The sequence below is a fragment of the Knoellia koreensis genome, assembly GCF_013041615.1.
GTDB lineage: Bacteria > Actinomycetota > Actinomycetes > Actinomycetales > Dermatophilaceae > Pedococcus > Pedococcus koreensis.
In genome coordinates, this window is record NZ_JABEPQ010000001.1 from 318,604 (window position 1) to 338,614 (window position 20,011).

The following is a 20,011-nucleotide window of genomic DNA, read 5'->3' on the forward strand; positions in this document are numbered from 1 at the left end:
TCCGCGCGATGTTGTGGGACGCCGACGGGGTGCTCCAGCACAGCCCCGCCGGGTGGCGGGAGGTCCTCGACGAGGCCGGTGGTGAGGGCTTCGCGGAGGCGGTGTTCCGGTCCGAGCTGCCTGCCCTGCGTGGCGAGGAGCCGCTGCGGACCGCGCTCGAGCGGGTCCTGCGCGAGTGGCCCCACCGCACCGGTCTCGACGCCGACACCCTGCTCGAGCTGTGGGAGCGCGCTGTCGTCGACGAGGACGCGATGGCCGTGGTGCAGGAGGTGCGCGACCGGGGCATCACCTGCGTCCTCGCCACCAACCAGCAGGACCACCGGCGGGCGTGGATGCGCGACGTGCTCGGCCACGACGCGCGGTTCGACCGGGTCTACTACTCGAGCGAGATGGGCGTCATGAAGCCCGACCCGGCCTACTTCCACCACATCGTCGACGACCTGGGCCTGGCGCCACACGAGGCCGGCTTCGTCGACGACAGCCACGCCAACATCGAGGCCGCGGCGGAGGCTGGGCTGCACGCCGTGCACCACGACCCGGACAGTGGTGCGGCGGCGCTGCGCCGCGAGGTAGAAGGGCTGCTGGACTCGACTCGCCGCTAGGCGAAGAGGTGGTCCATCGTGTCCACCGTGACCCGCGGAGCCGACGGTGACCCCGGCGCAGGTGCGGCGCCGGACGAACTCGCGTCCGCGGCATACCTCGTGGTCATCAGCGCCACGGCCTCGGGTGAGAGGAACCGGCTCGGCTTGGTGAGCACGTGCCTGGCGTTGAAGCTCGTCGGGTGGGTGGGCAGTCGAGCGGGCACGTGGACGTGCAGGCGGTCACGGGCCCGGGTGAGCGCGACGTAGAACAGCCGCTGCTCCTCGGCCAGCCCGGCCTCGCTGGTGAGGGCCATGTCGGACGGCAGCGCGCCGTCGCAGGCACGCAACAGGTGGACGACGTCCCACTCCAGCCCCTTGGCCGAGTGGATGGTGCTGAGGATGAGGTAGTCCTCGTCGAGGTGCGGCTTCTTGGCCCAGTCAGCGGCCACGGACGCCGGGTCGATGGTCTGTTCGGCGACGAACGAGCGCAGGTCGGGCTGGCGCGCAGCGGCCTCGGCGAGCCGCTCGATGTCGACGACGCGACGGGACCAGTCGGCGTAGTGCTGCCGGACCAGCGGCTGCACCGCCTCGTGGCACGCTTCGACCACGTCGGCCACCCGGTCGGCCTGCTCGGCGTCGGCCAGCGCCCGCAGCGTCGCCTCGAGCCGGGTGCGGGCGTTCTTCGGAGCAGCGGCAACGGCGGTGTCCAGCGCGTCGGTCACGCCGCCGGCGAGCATCGGCGCGATGGTGCGGGCGGTCGCCTTGCCGATCGACCGGTGCCGGGTGAGGAGGCGGTACCACGCCACCTCGTCGGCCGGGTTCGTCGCGACGCGGAAAGCGGCGAGAAGGTCGCGCACGTGGGCGGTCTCGAGGTAGCCGATGCCGCCGTACTTCACGAACGGGATGTCGCGCACCCGCAGCTCGATCTCGAGCTGGGCCGAGTGGGTGCCGGTGCGCATCAGGACTGCCTGCTCGCGCAGCGGCACCCCTTCGGTATGGGCGGCGAGTACCGCCTCGGCGACACCGCGCGCCTCGTCGTCGGCGTTCTGGCAGTGGTGCAGCTGAGGCCGGCCGCGCTCGACGTCACGGTCGGCACGCAGCCGTAGCGCCAGCTCGCCGGGGCGCGCGACGTTGGCCAGGTCGAGGATCTCCTGGGTGGAGCGGAAGTTGCGTTCGAGCCGCACCATCGTCGAGGTCGGCAGCGACCGGGCCAGGTCGGACAGGTGCCCGGCGCTGGCGCCCCGGAAGCCGTAGATCGCCTGCGCGTCGTCACCCACCACGGTCAGGCCGGTGCCGTCGGGTCGCAGCCCGCGCACGATGTCGACCTGGATCTGGTTGACGTCCTGGTACTCGTCGACGAGCACCCAGTCCCACCGCGCCCGCAGACGCTGCCCGACTTCAGGGTCGGCGAGCAGAGCCCGCCAGTAGAGGAGGAGGTCGTCGAAGTCGAGCAGCCCGCGCTCACGCTTGCGCGCGGCATACGCCCGCAACAACGCGTTGATCGCGTCGGCGTGCTCGAGCGCCCACGGGAACTGCTCGGCCATCACCGACCGGGTCGGCACCCCGGTGTTGACCGCGCGCGAGCCGATGTCGGCCAGCGTCATGGTGGTCGGCAGGCGGTGCTCGGTGCCGACCAGCCCGTGCTCGGCCCGCATGAGGTCGAGCAGGTCGATGACGTCGTCGGCATCGAGGACGCTGAACTCCTCGAGCCCGAGGTGGTGGGTGTGCTCGGCGACGATGCGGTGCGCCACGGCGTGGAAGGTGCCGCTCCACAGGCGACCCGCTGCGCTCGGGTCGCCGCACTGCGCTGCCGCCCGCTCGGTCATGGCGGCGGCCGCTCGGCGCGTGAAGGTGAGCAGCAGGATGCGTTCGGGAGGGACACCGCCCTCGAGCAGCCGCGCCACCCGGGCCGTCAGCACCCGGGTCTTGCCGGTCCCCGCGCCCGCGGCGATGACGAGCGGGTCAGCCCCGTGCTCGACGGCTGTGCGCTGTGCGTCGTCGAGGCCGACCTGCCACTCGCTTTCGTTCATGTGTTCGATCGTAGGTCATCGAACACCTGAACGGGACTCACCGGGCGATGGGGAACCCAGTTCGGGCGCGGAGGCTGGTCGCATAGCCGAGGCGCTCGTAGAGCGTTCGCGCGTGGTCGTTGTCCGCGAAGACTCCAAGGGTGGACGCACCCGTGCGGTCGATCCCGTCCCGGGTGAGGTATGCCGTCATCGCGGCTCCCAGCCCCCGACCCCGGAGCGTGGTGTCGACAACGATGCCGCCGATGAGCGGGACGGCGGTGTTGCCCGGCTCGGTCACGCCGCAGGCAAGGAGCCGACCGTCGCCGTCGCGCAGTGCGGCCCAGCGCATGTCCTCGTGCTGGCCGGGCAGAGCGAACGGGTGCGGGTTGTGCGCCTTGATGAAAGCCGTGAGCTCGGTCGGATCTCCCTCGAACCACGTGATGTCCGCCTCGGCCGGCAGTTCGGGCGGGGGAGTCGTGGTCCACATGCGGTCCCAGGCGTGGGCGCCGCGCAGACCGAGGGCCGTTGCCACCGGTTCGTATGCTGTCGTGGGCGCGCTGACGTGGCTGGGCGCCTTGGCCCGCACCCACGCCGTGAAGGTGTCGGTCGCGGCCAAACCGGCGACTCCGTCGTCGTCTCCGAGGACGACCATCCCGCGGCGGCCGTCGGCCCAGATCTGGAGCCAGGCGACAACCTCCGAGCCGGCGAGCTGCAGTGCCGGGGGCTCGAAGGTCGTCGCCAGGTCGAACCGCAGGAAGGGGTGGTGGTTGCTCGCCGTGATGAGCTCTCCTGTGGTGGCGAGCTCGTCGACCTGCGCTTCTCCCTCCGTCACCTGAGGAAGTCGAGCAGCACGCGGTTGAACTCTTCGGGGTGGCTCGTGTTGAGCCCGTGCGGACCCTGCTCGACGACGTGCAGCGTGCTGTCCTGCACCATCTCGTCGGTGAGCTTGCCGGACACCTCGACCGGGACGATCGCGTCGGAGTCGCCGTGGATCACCAGCGTCGGCACCGAGTCCTGGCGCAGGTCGTCGCGGAAGTCCGTCAGCCACGACTGGATGCAGGCGACCGCCGCGTGCAGGTCGGCCTGGGCGGCCATGTCCTTGGCCTGCTGGCGCTGCTCCTCGGTCACCTTGAGCTCGCCGTCGGCCGAGAAGAAGTTCTTCGTGAACTCCTCGAAAAATGCCTCGCGGTCCTTGCGCAGGTCCTCCTGCATGCCCTCGGCGGTCTCCTGGTCGAGGCCGCCCTCCGGGTGCTCGTCGCTCTTGAGCAGGAACGGCGGGATGGCCGCCGCGAAGACGACGCTGCGCAGGCGGTCGGGACCGTAGCTGCCGACGTAGCGGGCCACCTCGCCGCCGCCCATCGAGAAGCCGACCAACGTCGCGTCGCGCAGGTCCAGCTCGCGCATGAGCAGGTCGAGGTCGCTGGTGAGGGAGTCGTAGTCGAACTGGGCGTCCTCACCGACACCGGCCGACTTGCCGAAGCCGCGCCGGTCGTACGTCACGACGCGGTAGCCGGCGTCCTTGAGCGCGGACACCTGGTCCGCCCAGGACTGCCCGGACAGGGGCCAGCCGTGGATGAGGACGACCGGGCGACCATCGCCGCCATGGTCCTCGTAGTAGATCTCGATCTCGCCATTGGGCAGCACAGGCATCGGGGAAGTCCTTCCAGTCAGGTCCAAGGGGCCGCGGCGAACTACGTACCCAATCTAGGCACTCGGGCTCCGAGGCTGCACGCCCAGCGGTCGGTTCCGCGGGCAGGGCACCAAGGGGCTTGTCGAAAAGCGAACCTGGGTTGTCAATATCGACAACCCAGGTTGGCATCTTCGGTTATGCGAAGAGTTGCCGGAGCTGGGCGTGTCCCACCTCTTCGAATTCCTCGTCTCCGACGTGATAGGCCCACACGGCGGTGGCGACCGCCTCCCCGACCACGGCGCGACACCACGTTTCGGGCTGCCTCGGGTCGTGACCGTACCCGTCGAGGAATGCCGTCTCGAGCAATGGATTGCGCGCGAAGTCCTGCCGGGCGAGTCGGACGAAGTCCTCGTCTGCGGGGCGCAGGTCGGCTCTGCCGAAGTCGATCGCGCGCACTTCGCCACCTTCGGTCAACCAGTTCCGCGGCTGCCAGTCGCCATGAGTTGGCACGACCGTGGCAGACACGCCTGCCCAGTTGCTGACCTCCGACCGCACCCGCGACTCGATCCGGCGCTCGATGCGGTGCGGCTGATCCAGAAAGCGCAGCACTCTCTGGCGGGCCCGTTCGTTCCATTCCGCATCCTGCCCGGAGTACTGCTCATGGAAGGCGCTCAGGAGCCGGCCGGCCTGACGGTAGGTGTCGGGGTCGTCCTGCGCCGAGGTCCCTTCGACCAGACGGCCGGACAGATAGCGGGTGACGATGAGCTTGGCCTCGTCGTCGGCATGCTCGAGAACAGGCGCGCGTCCGGCCAGTCTCCAGGGCTCCAGCCATTCGCGATGCGCGCGCAGCTCCCGGATGAGGTGGCGGTCGCCGGGGGCGGCCGCCTTCACGATGAACCGTTGACCGTTGCTGACGACCTCCAGGACGTGCGTGTCGACCAGCCCCCAGCTGTGATCGCGCATGACTTCAAGGGCGGGGAACCACTTGAACAGGAGACTGCGCTGGAGAGGAGTGAGTCGTGCGAGCGGGTCGGACACAGAACCGACCCTAATGAGCCGCGCCGCTTCCCGAAGTCCGTTCCAGCCGCCGGCTCGACCACTCGTGCACGTCGCAGTACCCGAGCCCGAGGTAGACGCGTCGCGCCACGTCGTTGTCGGCATACATCCCGAGGGTGCAGACGCCGTCCTCGCGGACGCCAAGGCGCGTGAGGTATGCCGTGACGGCCAGTCCCAGCCCCGTCCCCCGGTGGGTGGGGTGGACCGAGATGCCTTCCAGGAGTGGGTGCCCTGCGATGTCGGGCTGCATCACGCCGCAGGCGACCAGCTGCCCGGCGTCGTCCCGGACGCCCACCCACACCTGACCCGGGTGCTCGAACGGGCGGGCGTCGGTGTGCGGGTTGACCTCGTCCAGCAGCGCGCGGATCTCGGGCTCGTGCGACTCATCGAGCGCGACGAGCCGTGACTCCCCGGCCACCACCGGCGGCTCGGTCGTCGCGGCCATCCAGTCCCACTCCGTAGCCCGGCCCACCCGCCAGCCGACCGCATCCGCGAGCGCCGCGTCGACCGCCGGGGCCGCGCTGCGCGCCACCGTGACGTTGACCGGCGGCGCCGGCAGCAACCCGCCCGCCACGATCCATGCAACCAACGCGCCCGCGTCGACAGGGACCCCCATGACGAGCAACCCCGCACCGCGCAGCCTGGTGCGCCGGGGGAGTGCCACGGCACCAACGAGCCGGTATGCCGTGCCGTCGCCGAGGTCGCCCGGCCCCAGCCGGATGAAGGCGCTGTCGCCGACGACGTCGAGCGCCTCGTCGAGGCCGGCCAGCGCCTGCACGTCGTCGGGCCCCATCGCGGCGCCGCTCACTCGGTGATCCCGAACCGCGCATGCAAGGCCTTGAGCCGCTTGGGCGCCCACCAGTTCCAGTCGCCGAGCAGCGTCATCGTTGCGGGGACGAGCAGCATCCGCACAAGGGTTGCGTCGAGCGCCACCGCGACGGCGAGCCCGACGCCGGTCTCCTTGATGATCAACAGCTTTCCGGCCACGAAGCCGGAGAAGACGATCACGACCAGCAGCGCCGCCGAGGTGATGATCCGCCCCGACCGCTGCAGCCCCATGACCACGGCGTCGTCGTTCGAGTACCCCTGCTCGTGCAGCTCCACGATGCGCGACAGGAGGAACACCTCGTAGTCCATCGACAGCCCGAACCCGAACGCCAGCACCAGCAACGGGATCGTCGACTCGACCGCCCCCACCGAGTCGAACCCCAGCAACCCCTCGAGGTGTCCCTGCTGGAACACCAGCACCAGCACCCCGAGCGACGCACCCAGCGAGACGACGTTGAGCAGCAACGCCTTCACCGGGATCACGACCGACCCGGTCATGAGGAACAGCAGCACCAGCGTCGCCAGCGCCACGAGCGCAAAGGCGTACGGCGCCCGCTCGACCATCGAGTCGGTGAAGTCGCGCAAGCCGCTGGCCTGCCCCACCACCCAGGTCGGGAAGTCCGGCCGGTCGGCACGCAGCTCACCCACAAGAGCCCGCGCCGGGTCGCCGAGCGAACCGCCGGGCACGTCGAGCGACACCACGGAGTACCCGTCCCGCATCGCCTCGACCCCACGAACACTGGCGCCCGCGGGCAGAGCCAGCCCGGCGGCATACTCCTTGGCCTGCGCCACCGGCGCCTGGGCCACGACGGTGACGTCGGCGCCACCCAGCTGCGGGTAGTCGCGGGCGAGCCCCTCGAAGAACTGCCGCTCTGGCGAGCTCGTCGGCAGCAGCTCCTCACCCGAGGACGTCAGCCGCACGTCGAGCGCGGGCAGCGCCAGCGCGACGAGCACCGCCAGCGACCCGAGGATGATCGGGATCGGGCGCCGGTGCACCCACTGCGCCAGCCGCGAGAAGACCCCGTGCTCGGGCGCCACCTCGGTGCCGCGCCGCAGCAGCCGACGCGCGCCGAGCACGCACAGCGCCGGGATCAGCGTCAGTGCCACGACCATCGCGATCAGCACGACCGACAGCCCGGCGGCGCCGACCGCCTTCATGATCTGCGCCTCGAACACGATGAGCCCACCGAGCGAGATCGCCACGGTGAGACCGGAGAAGACGATGGTGCGCCCGGCCGAGTCGACGGTGCGCGCCGTCGCCTCGGCGACCATCTCCCGCGGGATGTCGCGCGCCGGCATGCCCTGCGCCCGAGCCCTCAGCTCCTCGCGGAACCGGCTCACCATCAGCAGCCCGTAGTCGATGCACAGGCCGAGCCCCAGGACGGTGACGACGTTGACGGCGGTGGTGTCGAGGTCGATGAGGTAGGAGAACCCGAGCAGCGACGCGAGGGCACCCGCGATGGAAGCAATGGCCCCGACGATGGGCATACCCGCCGCGACGAAGCCGCCGAAGACCACGATCATCACGAGGAAGCTCACCGGCAGCGCAATGCCCTCGCCGGTGCGCAGGTCGACCTCGAGCTGGTCGGTGATCGCGGAGATGAGGTCGGAGAGCCCGCCGGCGCTGACGCGGGCGCCGGAGTTGCCGGAGGTGAGCGGCGCGTATGCCGCCCGCACGCGTTCCTCGACCGCCTCCTGCTGGGCCCGGTCCGGGTCGCCGGCGAGGGTCACGACGGTGGCGAACCCGTCCGGACCCGGGACGGGCGGGGTCACCTCGGCGACACCCGGCACCTCCTTGACCGCGGCGAGCACCGGTGCCACGGACGGGTCACGCGGGTCCACCCCGTCGACCCGGACCGTGTAGGTCTTCAGCGCCGACTCGCCGTGCTCGACGATGAGGTCGCGGCCCTGGAGGTTCTCACCGCTGACACTGGGCTCGCCGGTGGTGAGTCGGTCGAACAACCGGTCGTTGCCGAAGGCCCCCAGCGCCGTCGCGAACCCCAGCCCGATCAGCACCACCCAGGTGAGGACGACGGTCTTCGGTCGGCGGGCGAGCGTGCGGCCCAGCCGGGACAGGGTGGAGGACGCGTCGGTCACGCGGGATAGCCTGCCAGTCGTGGGAAGGGCTGGCGGAGATGACCTGTTCGCGGCAGCGAACGATCAGCGCAGTGGTGCCACTCGCGGCCCCGGCGACGGTATGCCGTCGGGAGCCTCTCTGCCCCCGCTCGCCGTGCGCATGCGGCCGCGGTCGCTGGATGAGGTCCGCGGCCAGGGCGACGTGCTCCGCCCGGGCAGCCCGCTGCGGCGGCTGATCGAGGGCTCCGCCGGGTCAGCGGGGCCGCTGTCGGCGATCATCTGGGGTCCGCCGGGCACCGGCAAGACGACGCTGGCGCACCTCGTGGCGACCGCCGCCGACCGCAGGTTCGTCGAGCTGTCGGCCGTGACCGCCGGGGTGAAGGACGTGCGCGCCGTCATGGACCAGGCGCTGCGCGACCGGGACATGTACGACCGGCAGACGGTGCTGTTCCTCGACGAGATCCACCGGTTCACCAAGGCCCAGCAGGACGCCCTGCTGCCCGGGGTCGAGAACCGCCAGATCATCCTCGTCGCCGCCACCACCGAGAACCCCTCGTTCTCGGTCATCGCGCCGCTGCTGTCCCGTTCGATGCTCATCACCCTCGGACCGCTCACGGACGAGGAGGTCGCCGACGTCCTCGACTCGGCGGTGACCGACCCACGGGGTCTCGACGCGGCATACGCCCTCAGCGAGGAGGCCAAGGAGCACCTCGTGCGCATCGCCGGGGGAGACGCGCGGCGCGCGCTCACGTCCCTGGAGGCAGCCGCGGGGGTTGCGCAGGACGAGGTGGCGCCGGGGTCGAGCGACGAGGGGCCGGTCGCCATCACGCTCGCCCACGCGGAGCAGGCGGTGGCCCACGCGGCGGTGCGCTACGACCGCACGGGCGACCAGCACTACGACGTGGCGTCGGCGTTCATCAAGTCGATGCGGGGCTCGGACGTCGACGCGGCGCTGCACTACCTCGCGCGCCAGCTCGAGGCGGGGGAGGACCCGCGGTTCATCGCCCGGCGCATCGTCATCTCGGCGAGCGAGGACGTCGGCATGGGCGACCCGACGGCGCTGCAGACCGCGGTCGCGGCCATGCACGCGGTGGCCCAGATCGGCATGCCGGAGGCGCGGATCATCCTGGCCCAGGCGGTCGTCCACAACGCGCTCGCCCCCAAGAGCAACGCGGCCTACGTCGGTATCAACGAGGCCATCGCGGACGTGCGCGCGGGCAAGGGCGGCCTCGTGCCGCCGCACCTGCGTGGCAGCGGGTATGCCGGCGCGACCCGGCTCGGTCACGGCAAGGGCTACGTCTACGCCCACGACGAGGCGGACGCCGTCGCACGGCAGGACTACCTGCCCGAGGACCTCCAGGGCAAGACCGACTACTACCGCCCCACCGACCGGGGCTTCGAGGCCCGGCTCAAGGAACGCTGGGACTGGCTCAGGACACGTATCCGCGGCACCTAGCTCGGTGTTGCACCGATTCCCACGGTGCTACACTTCAGCCATGCCCACCGCGCGTCCACGCCACATGATCACCGAGACCGACGAGGTCGCGGCTGCTCTCGACGCCGCGGCCGCCCGGTGGCCTGAAGACGCAGACAGTCGTGCCCAGCTGGCGATCCGGCTGCTCCTGGAGGGCGAGCGAGCGATCGAGGCCGACGAGCAGAAACGCGTCCGCGCCCGTCGCGAGGCGATGGACAGAACGGCCGGCCGGTTCACGGGGATGTTCGAGCCCGGCTATCGCGAGCGGCTCCGCAGCGAGTGGCCCGAGTGACCGTCGTACTGGACGCGAGCGTGGTGATCGCTGTCTGGGAGCGTGATGACGTGCACCACGAGCCGGCTACGGCGTTGCTCCTCGGTCTGGCTGGCGCGGACTTGGCGATGTCGGCCCTGACAGTGGCCGAGGTGTTGGTGAATCCCGCGGCTGCAAACGTGGGAGACGCGGCTCTCGCGGATCTCGTCGACATGGGTGTGCGGATCGTCGGGCTGACGGCAGGTGACGTCGTACCGTTGGCGTCCTTGCGCGCCGAAACGGGCCTGCGGATGCCGGACGCCTGCGTTCTTCACGCAGCTGCGGTGGCCCGCGGGACGGTGGCAACGTTCGATGCGCGGCTGGGCGCGGCGGCGCACGCACGCGGACTACATGTCATCGGACTGTAGGGGCGCTGCAACGACCCGTGGAAGTGGCGCGAGAGAGCCGTACGCATGCAGGTAGGGTGCTCGGCATGGATTCAGTGAGTCTGGGTGACATCGCGGGCATGATCGCCGCGCTGGCCTTCGCGTTCCTCGTCTTCCGGCTGGGCGCGGTGATCGGCAAGGCCGGCAAGATCCTCGACGAGACGCGGGTCAGCCTGCGCACGACGACCGACAACGTGCAGCCCACGCTCACCAAGCTCACCGACACGGTCAGCCTCACCAACGACCAGCTCGCCAAGGTCGACGGCATCACCACCAACGTCGGCGCGATGACGACCAACGCCAGCGCGCTCACCTCCCTCTTCGCAGCCACCCTCGGCAGCCCGGTCGTCAAGGTCGCCGCGTTCACCTACGGCGTCCGCACCGCGCTCGCGGGCGGTGGCGCCCGCTCCGCCGGCGGCCGTCGCCGCCGCAGGGGCTGATCGGCCATGCGACGTCTGTTCTGGACCGCGCTGGGCGCGGCAGTCGGTGTGTATGCCGTGCGCCGCGTCACCAAGGCCGCGGAGGCCTACACCCCGGCCGGCATGGCGAACGGCCTCTCCTCCCTCGGCGATGGCCTGCGCGAGCTGGCCGACGCCGTCCGCGAGGGCATGGACGAGCGTGAGGCGGAGCTGAAGCTCGCTCTCGGCATCGACACCGAGACCGCGCAGGAGGGTGCCCGGCTCGACGCCGAGGCCGCCCGGGCCCTGCTCGACGACCCCACCGGTCGACGAGCTCGCTAGGGGCGCCGGCGCCCCCGCGCACTCCCGCGCGAGGACCCGACTCCGCCCCGCCCCGGCATACCCTGTAGCTCACCTCGACCAGACTGGAAAGACTCATGGAAACCGCCGAGATCAGGCGCCGCTGGCTGTCCTTCTTCGAGCGCAAGGGACACAGCGTCGTCCCGTCCGCTCCGCTCATCTACGACGACCCGAACCTGTTGTTCGTCAACGCCGGCATGGTGCCGTTCAAGCCCTACTTCCTCGGGCAGCAGACGCCGCCGTGGGACCGTGCCACGTCGGTGCAGAAGTGCGTGCGCACCGGTGACATCGAGGAGGTCGGCAAGACCTCCCGGCACGGCACGTTCTTCCAGATGAACGGCAACTTCAGCTTCGGCGACTACTTCAAGAAGGAAGCCATCGAGCTGGCGTGGGAGCTGCTCACCACGTCGCAGGACGAGGGCGGCTACGGCCTGGACCCCGACCGCATCTGGGCCACCGTCTACGAGGACGACGACGAGGCGGCGCAGCTGTGGGAGAAGTACACCGGCGTCCCGCCGGAGCGCATCGTGCGCCGCGGCAAGGCTGACAACTACTGGCACATGGGCGTCGCCGGTCCGGGTGGACCGTGCAGCGAGATCTTCTACGACCGCGGCCCGGAGTACGGCCGCGACGGCGGGCCCGAGGTCGACGAGGACCGGTTCATGGAGATCTGGAACCTCGTCTTCATGCAGTACGACCTGTCCGAGGTGCGCACCAAGGTCGACTTCGACGTGTCCGGGCCGCTGCCCAAGCAGAACATCGACACCGGCATGGGCCTGGAGCGGATCGCCTCGATCCTGCAGGGCGTCGACAACATGTACGAGATCGACGAGGTCTACCCGGTGCTCGAGCGGGCGGCCGAGCTGACCGGCAAGAAGTACGGCGCGAACTCCGCCCACGACGCGGAACACAGCCACCCCGACGACGTGCGGCTGCGTGTGGTCGCCGACCACGTGCGGTCCAGCCTCATGCTCATCGGCGACGGCGTGACGCCGGGCAACGAGGGGCGCGGCTACGTCCTGCGCCGCATGCTGCGCCGCGCGGTGCGCTCGATGCGGCTGCTCGGTTTCGACGAGCCGAGCCTTCCGCTGCTGCTGCCCGTGTCGATGGAGCGGATGAGCCAGTCCTACCCCGAGCTGCGCACCGGTTTCGACCGGATCAGCCAGATCGCGTATGCCGAGGAGGAGGCCTTCCGGCGCACGCTCGCCTCGGGCACGACCATCCTCGACAACGCGGTGACCCGCACCAAGCAGTCCGGTGGCACGACGCTCGCGGGTGACCAGGCGTTCGCGCTGCACGACACCTACGGCTTCCCGATCGACCTGACCCTGGAGATGGCGGCCGAGCAGGGCCTCGAGGTCGACCGCGAGGGCTTCACCCGGCTCATGCAGGAGCAGCGTGATCGCGCCAAGGCGGACGCGAAGGCCAAGAAGGGCGGACACGCCAACACCGAGGTCTGGAAAGACCTGCGGGCGCTCGGCGCGACCGACTGGCAGGCCTACTCCGAGCTGACCACCGAGTCCAAGGTCGTCGGTCTCGTCGTCGACGGCCAGCGGGTCGAGGAGCTCGAGCCGGGCCAGCGCGGCCAGGTCGTGCTCGACCGCACCCCGTTCTACGCCGAGTCCGGTGGCCAGATCGCCGACGAGGGCATCATCACCGGTGACGGTGTCCACCTCAAGGTCGTCGACGTGCAGCGCCCGGTCAAGGGTCTCGTCGTGCACACGGTCGAGGCGGTCACCGGGCCGGTCCGCACCGGCCTCGAGGTCAGCGCGGAGGTCGACCCCGAGTGGCGCATCTCCGCCTGCCAGGCGCACTCCGGCACCCACGTGGTGCACGCGGCGTTGCGCCAGGTGCTCGGCCCGTCGGCGCTGCAGTCCGGCTCGTACAACAAGCCCGGCTACCTGCGGCTCGACTTCGCGTGGAACCAGGCCCTGTCGCAGGCGACCCGCAGCGAGATCGAGGAGGTCGCGAACCTCGCGGTCCGCCAGGACCTGCCGGTGTCGGCGCAGTACATGACCCTGCCGCAGGCGCGCGACTTCGGTGCCCTGGCGCTGTTCGGTGAGACCTACGACGAGCAGGTGCGCGTCATCGAGATCGGCGGGCCCTGGTCGCGCGAGCTGTGTGGTGGCACCCACGTCGGCCACTCCAGCCAGATCGGTGCGCTCACCGTCACCGGTGAGTCGTCGGTCGGGTCCGGTGTGCGCCGGCTCGAGGCCTTCGTCGGCATGGACGCGTTGCGCTACCTCGCCACCGAGCGGGCGCTCGTCGCCGAGCTGACCGACATCGTCAAGGTGCAGCCGGGCGAGCTGAAGGAGCGCGTCTCCCAGCTCGTCACGCGACTGCGCGACGCCGAGCGGGAGATCGAGCGCATGCACCGCGAGCAGGTGCAGGCGCAGACCGGCAAGCTGGTCGAGTACGCGCGAGACGTCGACGGCGTCCGCGTCCTCACCCACGACGCCGGAGACGGCGCGAGCGCCGACGACCTGCGCACCATGGCGCTGGACCTGCGCGGACGACTTGGTGACGCCAACCCCAGCGTCGTGGCGCTGACAGCGGTGGGCAACGGCCGTCCGGTCGTGGTGGTCGCCACCAACGGCCCGGCCCGTGACCGCGGCATCAAGGCTGGTGCCCTCGTGCGCTCCGCGGCCCAGGCCCTCGGCGGCGGTGGCGGCGGCAAGGACGACCTGGCCCAGGGCGGTGGCACCGACCCGTCGCAGACGGGGGCCGCGCTCGGTGCGGTCGACGCGGCGGTCCGCGCCGCGACCGCGGGGTGAGTCGGCCCGGTCGGCGCATCGGCGTCGACGTCGGCAGCGTGCGCGTCGGGGTCGCGGTGAGCGACCCCGACGCGCTGCTCGCCACCCCGGTGCGCACCGTGGCCCGCGACGAGGCCGAGCCCGAGCGCGACCTGGCGGAGGTGGTCGCGATCGTCGCCGAGCACGAGGCCACGCTCGTCGTCGTGGGCCTTCCCCGGACACTCGCCGGGGCCGAAGGTCCCGCCGCAGCCGCCGCGCGCACGTATGCTGGGCGGCTGGCAGGGCGCGTCGCCCCGGTGCCCGTCCGTCTCGTCGACGAGCGGCTCACCACGGTCGATGCGCACCGCTCGCTCCGCGAGAGCGGTGTCGACGGCCGCTCCCAGCGGGCGGTGGTCGACCAGGCTGCAGCCGTGCTCATCCTGCAGTCGGCCCTCGACGCGGAGCGCGGCTCCGGGCGTCCGCCCGGCGAGCTGGTCAGGACCGACGGGCGCAAGCCCCGCACGAAGGACAGGCGCCGATGACCGAGCCCCACCTGGAGCACTCGATCTTCGGGGGGACCCAGGACGAAGCCGAGCGTGCCGGCTCGGCGCCCTCGCGTGCCGAGGCACGCCGCCGCCAGCGCGCGCCCCGCCGCCGTGGCCGTCGCATCATCGCCCTCGTCATCGCACTCGGCATCGTCGGGGGAGCCGCGCTCGCGGCATACCTCGTCCTCAAGCCGGTCGTCGCGGGCTTCTTCGAGAGCAACGACTACCCCGGCCCCGGCACCGGTGAGGTGCAGGTCGCGGTCAAGGACGGTGACCTGCCACCGGCCATGGGCAAGGCCCTCGTGGCCGCCGACGTCGTCAAGTCGACCAAGGCGTTCTCCGACGCAGCCCGGGCCAACCCCAAGACCAACGGCATCCAGCCGGGCACCTACACGTTCCGCAAGCAGATGAAGGCCTCCGACGCGGTGGCGATCCTCGTCGACCCGGCGAACCGCTCGGCCGTGCCCCGCGTGACCATCCGCGAGGGCCTGTGGAAGAACGAGATCTTCGCCGCGCTCTCCAAGGCGACCGGGGTGCCGGTCGCGCAGTACCAGGCCGCGGCGAAGGACACCGCCGCGCTCGGCCTGCCGGCCTACGCCAAGGGGAACCTCGAGGGGTGGCTGTTCCCGTCCACCTACGAGTTCGCCGAGAAGTCGACCGCGACCCAGCAGCTCAAGCAGATGGTCGCGATGACCGTCGCCGAGCTCGACAAGGCGGGTGTGCCGGAGGGTGACCGCGAGCGGGTCATGACCGTCGCCTCCATCGTCGAGGGCGAGGTGAGCGGTGAGGCCGACCGCGGCAAGGTCGCCCGCGTCATCGAGAACCGCCTGGCCGACCCCAGCGGCCCCACGATCGGGCGGCTCCAGATGGACTCCACGGTCCACTACGCGGTGCAGAAGCGCGGCAAGGCCGGCACGAGCGACGCCGACCGGGCCAGTAACAGCCCCTACAACACCTACCAGCGTGCGGGCCTGCCGCCCGGGCCGATCAACAGCCCCGGCGCGGCGTCGATCGAGGCGGCTGCCAACCCCACGCCCGGGCCGTGGTTCTACTTCGTGACGGTCAACCCCGACACCGGCGAGACGAAGTTCGCCACGACGTCGGCCGAGCACGAGCGCAACCGGCAGGAGTTCCAGGCCTGGTGCCGCGACCACGCCGACCGGTGAACGCCGCCGTACTCGGGCAGCCCATCGCCCACTCGTTGTCACCGGTGCTCCACGGCGCCGCCTACCGTGCCCTCGGGCTCGAGGGTTGGGCGTATGCCGCGCACGAGCTGGGTGCCGCGGAGCTGCCCGGGTGGGTGGCCGGGTTGGACGAGACCTGGCGCGGCCTGTCGCTGACGATGCCCCTCAAGGAGGTCGCGTTCGAGGTCGCGACGACGGTGAGCGGCACCGCCCGGCAGACCGGTGCGATCAACACGCTCGTGCGGCGGTCCGACCTCGGCTGGGACGCCCACAACACCGACGTCGCCGGGCTCGTGGAGTCGCTGCGCCACGTCGACCACGGCGGAAGCGCCACGATCCTGGGGTCTGGAGCCACGGCGCGCTCGGCGTTGGTCGCGTTGCGTGAGCTCGGCGTCTCCTCGGTGCGGCTGGCCGTGCGGACCCAGCCGCGGCCGGAAACCGTTGCGCTTGCTGCGGATCTGGGCCTCGCCGCGGCGGCTGTGCCCCTGACGCACTGGGCGCTGGACCCAGTGCGGCTCTACGTCTCGACGTTGCCCGCTGACGCCAGCGCGTCGACCGGCGCGTTCCTGGGCGAGACCGGGTCACGCTTCGACGGCGCCACCCTCCTCGACGTCGTGTATGCCGGGTGGCCGACTCCGCTGGCGCGCGACGCCGCCGCGGTGGGCATGACCACGATCGGCGGGCTCGACATGCTGGTGCACCAGGCCGCCGAGCAGTTCCGCCTCTTCACCGGTGAGCGGGCGCCGGTGGACGCGATGTTCGCCGCGGGCCGAGAGGCGCTGGGGTCGTGATCGGCTGGGCGCCCCACGACGTCACGCCCTGGTGGGTCGTCGTCTTGTTCGTCCTCGCCGGGGCCGCGGTCGGGCTGCCCACGGCCCGCGAGCTTGCCACCACCGGCTACCGCACCGACTTCGACGAGCTCGGGCCGCGCACCCCACGGTGGTCGTGGCTCCCCGTCGTGCTCGGCCTGCTGTGGGGCTGGCTCGCCTGGCGCATCGGTGACCTTGCCGGCTGGGCCGCGCTGCCGGCATACCTGCTGTTTGCGTGGATCGCGGTGGTGCTCATCGGGATCGACGCCGACGTCCACCGTCTCCCGGACGGCATCGTGCTGCCGGCCTACCCGGCGCTGCTCGCCCTGGTCGTGGTCGCGACGGCCGGATCGGGGGACTGGGGCGCGCTGTGGCGGGCGCTCGCCTGCCTCGCCGGGATGTATGCCGTGTACTTCGTGCTGCACCTCATCTCGCCGGCGTCGTTGGGGTTCGGCGACGTGAAGCTGTCCGGGCTCATCGGGCTGGTGCTCGGCTGGCTCGGGGTGATGCAGGTGCTCGTCGCGACGTTCGCCGGGTTCCTCGTCGGCGGGCTCATGGCCCTGGTTCTGCTCGTGGGGCGGCGGGCCGGACTGAAGTCCCACATCGCGTTCGGCCCGGCCATGCTCGTGGGCGCCTTCGTGGCGATCGCGGTCGAGTACCGGCTCGTGTAGTTCCAGCTGGAGAACACCCGGACGGCGCTCCCACGGTGCATGGGAGGATCGCTGCATGCTCCGCTGGTTGACCGCAGGTGAGTCGCACGGCCCGGCGCTCCTCGCCACGATCGAAGGGCTGCCGGCTGGTGTCGAGGTCACGACCAAGGACGTCGCGCAGGCCCTGGCGCGCCGCCGCCTCGGCTACGGCCGGGGTGCCCGGATGAAGTTCGAGCAGGACGAGGTCGAGTTCCTCGGCGGGGTGCGGCACGGCGTGACCATGGGGTCGCCGGTCGCCATCCGGATCGGCAACACCGAGTGGCCCAAGTGGCAGACCGTCATGTCCGCGGACCCTGTCACGGACGAGGCGTATGCCGCGGCGAACGACGTGAACGCCGAGAAGGAGGTCGCCCGCAACCGGCCCCTCACCCGGCCGCGGCCCGGCCACGCCGACCTGGTAGGAATGCAGAAGTACGGCTTCGACGACGCCCGGCCGGTGCTCGAGCGTGCTTCGGCCCGCGAGACCGCGGCCCGCGTCGCGCTCGGCGAGGTGGCCGCCCGGTTCCTCAAGCAGGCGTACGGCATCCGGCTCGTCTCGCACACCGTCGCCATGGGTGGTGCCGGCGTCGCCGACGACGCGCCGCTACCCACACCCGACGACGTGGAGGCCATCGACGCCAACCCGGTGCGCACCCTCGACGAGGCAGGCTCCGCCGCGATGGTGGCCGAGGTCGACGCAGCGAAGAAGGACGGTGACACCCTCGGCGGTGTCGTCGAGGTCATCGCCTACGGCCTCCCGCCGGGCCTGGGGTCGCACGTCCACTGGGACCGCCGGCTCGACGCGCGCCTGGCGTCCGCCCTCATGGGCATCCAGGCGATCAAGGGCGTGGAGGTCGGCGACGGCTTCCGCACGGCCACCCGTCGCGGCTCGGCCGCGCACGACGAGATGGAGCGGGGCGACGACGGCACCATCCGGCGCCGCACCGGCCGCGCCGGGGGCACCGAGGGCGGCATGTCGACCGGTGACGTGCTGCGGGTCCGTGCCGCGATGAAGCCCATCTCCACCGTGCCGCGCGCGCTTGACACCATCGACACCACGGGTGCGGAGGCGGCCAAGGCGATCCACCAGCGCTCCGACGTGGCGGCCGTGCCCGCGGCCGGCGTGGTCGCCGAGGCCATGGTCGCCCTGGTCCTGGCCGAGGCGTGTCTGGAGAAGTTCGGGGGCGACTCGGTGACCGAGACAGCACGCAACCACGCGGCATACCTCGCCTCGATCCCGGAGGCCATGCGCACGTGGTGAGCACCCCCTCGCGGCCCCGCGCGGTCATCATCGGCCCGCCCGGCGCCGGCAAGAGCACGATCGGGCGCCGGCTCGCGCGTGCCCTCGGAACCGACTGGCACGACACGGACGCCGCGATCGAAGCCACCGCCGGCAAGTCCATCTCCGACATCTTCCTGGACGAGGGTGAGCCTCACTTCCGCGAGCTGGAGCGGGCGGAGGTGGCCCGGTCCCTCGAGTCCTTCGACGGCGTCGTGTCGCTCGGTGGCGGCGCCCCGATGGACCCGCAGACGCAGGAGCTGCTGGCCGGCCACACCGTCGTCTTCCTCGACGTCACCATCGCCGACGCGGCACGACGGATCGGGTTCGAGGGTGGCAACCGGCCGCTGCTCCTGGCCAACCCGCGCGCCCAGTGGACCGCGATGATGAACGAGCGCCGCCCCACCTACGCGCGGCTCGCGACGCACCGGGTCGACACCGCCGGGCGCAAGCCCGCACCCATTGTCGAGGAGATCGCCGGGTTGTTGCAGCCCGGCCAGTCGGAGGACGAAAACCGTTGAGCGACAACGAGACCACGCGGATCAGCGTCGGTGGCGATTACGACGTCGTCATCGGCACGGGACTGCTCGACGAGCTGCCGGCCATGCTCGGTGAGGGAGTCCAGCGAGTCCTCGTCGTGCACCCGCACGCGCTGGCTGCCACCGGTGAAGGTGTGCGGGAGGCGTTGGCGGGCGCGGGATTCGAGGCGTATGCCGCGGAGGTGCCGGACGCGGAGGAGGCCAAGACCGCGCAGGTGGCGGCGTTCCTGTGGGGTGTGCTGGGGCAGGCCGGCTTCACCCGCACCGACGCGGTGGTGTCGGTCGGCGGGGGAGCGACGACCGACCTCGCCGGCTTCGTCGCCGCGACGTGGCTGCGTGGGGTGAAGGTCGTGCACGTGCCGACCACCCTGCTCGGCATGGTCGACGCGGCCGTCGGCGGCAAGACCGGCATCAACACCCCCGAGGGCAAGAACCTCGTCGGTGCATTCCACCCGCCGGCGGGCGTGCTGTGCGACCTGGCGACGCTGGAGACGTTGCCGACCCATGACTTCGTCGCCGGGCTGGCCGAGGTCGTGAAGTGCGGGTTCATCGCCGACCCGGCGATCCTCGACATCGTCGAGGCCGACCCGCAGGGCGCCGCCTCGCCCACCGGCCCCCACGTGCGCGAGCTCATCGAGCGGGCGGTCGCGGTCAAGGCAGCCGTCGTCGCGGACGACCTCAAGGACCACGGGCAGCGCGAGATCCTCAACTACGGCCACACCTTCGGGCACGCGGTCGAGCAGGTGGAGCGCTACCAGTTCCGCCACGGTGCCGCGGTGTCGATCGGCATGGTCTACGTGGCCGAGCTGGCCCGGCTCGCCGGCAAGCTCGACGATGCCGTCGTCGACCGGCACCGCTCGATCCTGGAGTCACTCGGGCTGCCCACGTCCTACCGCGGTGACAAGTGGACGCAGCTGCTCGACGCCATGAAGCGCGACAAGAAGTCCCGTGGCTCGATGCTTCGCTTCGTCGTCCTCGACGACGTGGGCCGGCCGACCCGGCTCGAGGGACCCGACCCGGCGCTGGTGCAGGCGGCATACGCCGAGATCAGCCGCGACTGACGTCTCACAGGCGCCGCACAGCCGGCCCACAACGCGGGGCTGGCCCGGCAGGCCACGGTGGAGCC

The 20,011-nt window shown here is 71.5% G+C and carries 20 protein-coding genes; 14 read left to right on the plus strand and 6 right to left on the minus strand.

The annotated features are described in order from the left end of the window. Positions 1–8 precede the first annotated feature (8 nt). Positions 9–602 carry an HAD family hydrolase gene (locus HJG52_RS01645; protein ID WP_240977149.1) on the plus strand — a complete coding sequence of 198 codons (594 nt, stop codon included), beginning with the start codon at positions 9–11 and terminating at the stop codon, positions 600–602. On the opposite strand, the gene HJG52_RS01650 is transcribed toward HJG52_RS01645, so the two are convergent. From HJG52_RS01650 to HJG52_RS01675, 6 genes are all read right to left on the minus strand, one after another. Then, positions 599–2,611, minus strand: coding sequence for an ATP-dependent helicase (locus tag HJG52_RS01650; RefSeq protein ID WP_171241834.1), 2,013 nt, complete (start codon positions 2,609–2,611; stop codon positions 599–601). The two genes, HJG52_RS01645 and HJG52_RS01650, sit on opposite strands and share 4 nt — an antisense overlap. A 37-nt stretch (positions 2,612–2,648) precedes the next feature. Further along, positions 2,649–3,422: a GNAT family N-acetyltransferase gene (locus HJG52_RS21510; protein WP_171241835.1), complete on the minus strand. Its 774-nt coding sequence runs from the start codon at positions 3,420–3,422 to the stop codon at positions 2,649–2,651. Continuing rightward, positions 3,419–4,240 carry an alpha/beta fold hydrolase gene (locus tag HJG52_RS01660; RefSeq protein ID WP_171241836.1) on the minus strand — a complete coding sequence of 274 codons (822 nt, stop codon included), beginning with the start codon at positions 4,238–4,240 and terminating at the stop codon, positions 3,419–3,421. The genes HJG52_RS21510 and HJG52_RS01660 overlap by 4 nt, the downstream gene beginning before the upstream one ends. 175 nt (positions 4,241–4,415) lie before the next feature. Next, positions 4,416–5,258, minus strand: coding sequence for an aminoglycoside phosphotransferase family protein (locus tag HJG52_RS01665; protein WP_171241837.1), 843 nt, complete (start codon positions 5,256–5,258; stop codon positions 4,416–4,418). Between the two features lie 10 nt (positions 5,259–5,268). Continuing rightward, positions 5,269–6,084: a GNAT family N-acetyltransferase gene (locus tag HJG52_RS21515; protein WP_171241838.1), complete on the minus strand. Its 816-nt coding sequence runs from the start codon at positions 6,082–6,084 to the stop codon at positions 5,269–5,271. After that, complete coding sequence (locus tag HJG52_RS01675) at positions 6,081–8,201, minus strand: MMPL family transporter (RefSeq protein WP_171241839.1); 2,121 nt, start codon at positions 8,199–8,201, stop codon at positions 6,081–6,083. Before HJG52_RS01675 ends, HJG52_RS21515 begins: the two co-directional genes overlap by 4 nt. 100 nt (positions 8,202–8,301) lie before the next feature. Between HJG52_RS01675 and HJG52_RS01680 the strand changes: the two genes are divergently transcribed. From HJG52_RS01680 to aroB, 13 genes are all read left to right on the plus strand, one after another. Continuing rightward, positions 8,302–9,636: a replication-associated recombination protein A gene (locus HJG52_RS01680; RefSeq protein ID WP_171242994.1), complete on the plus strand. Its 1,335-nt coding sequence runs from the start codon at positions 8,302–8,304 to the stop codon at positions 9,634–9,636. 40 nt (positions 9,637–9,676) lie between these two features. Next, positions 9,677–9,946: a hypothetical protein gene (locus HJG52_RS01685; RefSeq protein ID WP_171241840.1), complete on the plus strand. Its 270-nt coding sequence runs from the start codon at positions 9,677–9,679 to the stop codon at positions 9,944–9,946. Continuing rightward, on the plus strand, positions 9,943–10,332 hold the full coding sequence (locus tag HJG52_RS01690) for a PIN domain-containing protein (protein WP_171241841.1): 390 nt from the start codon (positions 9,943–9,945) through the stop codon (positions 10,330–10,332). Before HJG52_RS01685 ends, HJG52_RS01690 begins: the two co-directional genes overlap by 4 nt. Before the next feature lie 74 nt (positions 10,333–10,406). Next, entirely contained in the window at positions 10,407–10,790 is a 384-nt protein-coding gene (locus HJG52_RS01695) for a DUF948 domain-containing protein (RefSeq protein WP_171242995.1), read from the plus strand. A 6-nt stretch (positions 10,791–10,796) separates the two neighbouring features. Continuing rightward, positions 10,797–11,090, plus strand: coding sequence for a DUF6167 family protein (locus tag HJG52_RS01700; RefSeq protein WP_171241842.1), 294 nt, complete (start codon positions 10,797–10,799; stop codon positions 11,088–11,090). A gap of 95 nt (positions 11,091–11,185) precedes the next feature. Next, on the plus strand, positions 11,186–13,882 hold the full coding sequence (gene alaS, locus HJG52_RS01705) for an alanine--tRNA ligase (RefSeq protein WP_171241843.1): 2,697 nt from the start codon (positions 11,186–11,188) through the stop codon (positions 13,880–13,882). Further along, positions 13,879–14,382, plus strand: coding sequence for a Holliday junction resolvase RuvX (gene ruvX, locus HJG52_RS01710; RefSeq protein WP_171241844.1), 504 nt, complete (start codon positions 13,879–13,881; stop codon positions 14,380–14,382). The genes alaS and ruvX overlap by 4 nt, the downstream gene beginning before the upstream one ends. Continuing rightward, on the plus strand, positions 14,379–15,551 hold the full coding sequence (mltG, locus tag HJG52_RS01715; protein WP_171241845.1) for an endolytic transglycosylase MltG: 1,173 nt from the start codon (positions 14,379–14,381) through the stop codon (positions 15,549–15,551). Before ruvX ends, mltG begins: the two co-directional genes overlap by 4 nt. After that, complete coding sequence (locus HJG52_RS01720) at positions 15,548–16,360, plus strand: shikimate dehydrogenase (protein WP_171241846.1); 813 nt, start codon at positions 15,548–15,550, stop codon at positions 16,358–16,360. Before mltG ends, HJG52_RS01720 begins: the two co-directional genes overlap by 4 nt. Then, the gene (locus HJG52_RS01725) at positions 16,357–17,049 is read left to right on the plus strand and encodes a prepilin peptidase (protein ID WP_346767515.1); all 693 of its coding nucleotides are present in this window, start codon (positions 16,357–16,359) and stop codon (positions 17,047–17,049) included. Before HJG52_RS01720 ends, HJG52_RS01725 begins: the two co-directional genes overlap by 4 nt. Before the next feature lie 55 nt (positions 17,050–17,104). Next, entirely contained in the window at positions 17,105–18,328 is a 1,224-nt protein-coding gene (gene aroC / locus HJG52_RS01730) for a chorismate synthase (RefSeq protein WP_171241847.1), read from the plus strand. Then, positions 18,325–18,867: a shikimate kinase gene (locus HJG52_RS01735; protein ID WP_171241848.1), complete on the plus strand. Its 543-nt coding sequence runs from the start codon at positions 18,325–18,327 to the stop codon at positions 18,865–18,867. Before aroC ends, HJG52_RS01735 begins: the two co-directional genes overlap by 4 nt. Next, positions 18,864–19,946 (plus strand): 3-dehydroquinate synthase, encoded by a 1,083-nt coding sequence (gene aroB / locus HJG52_RS01740; RefSeq protein ID WP_206069846.1) that lies wholly within the window; start codon positions 18,864–18,866, stop codon positions 19,944–19,946. Before HJG52_RS01735 ends, aroB begins: the two co-directional genes overlap by 4 nt. The last annotated feature ends 65 nt before the right edge of the window (positions 19,947–20,011 follow it).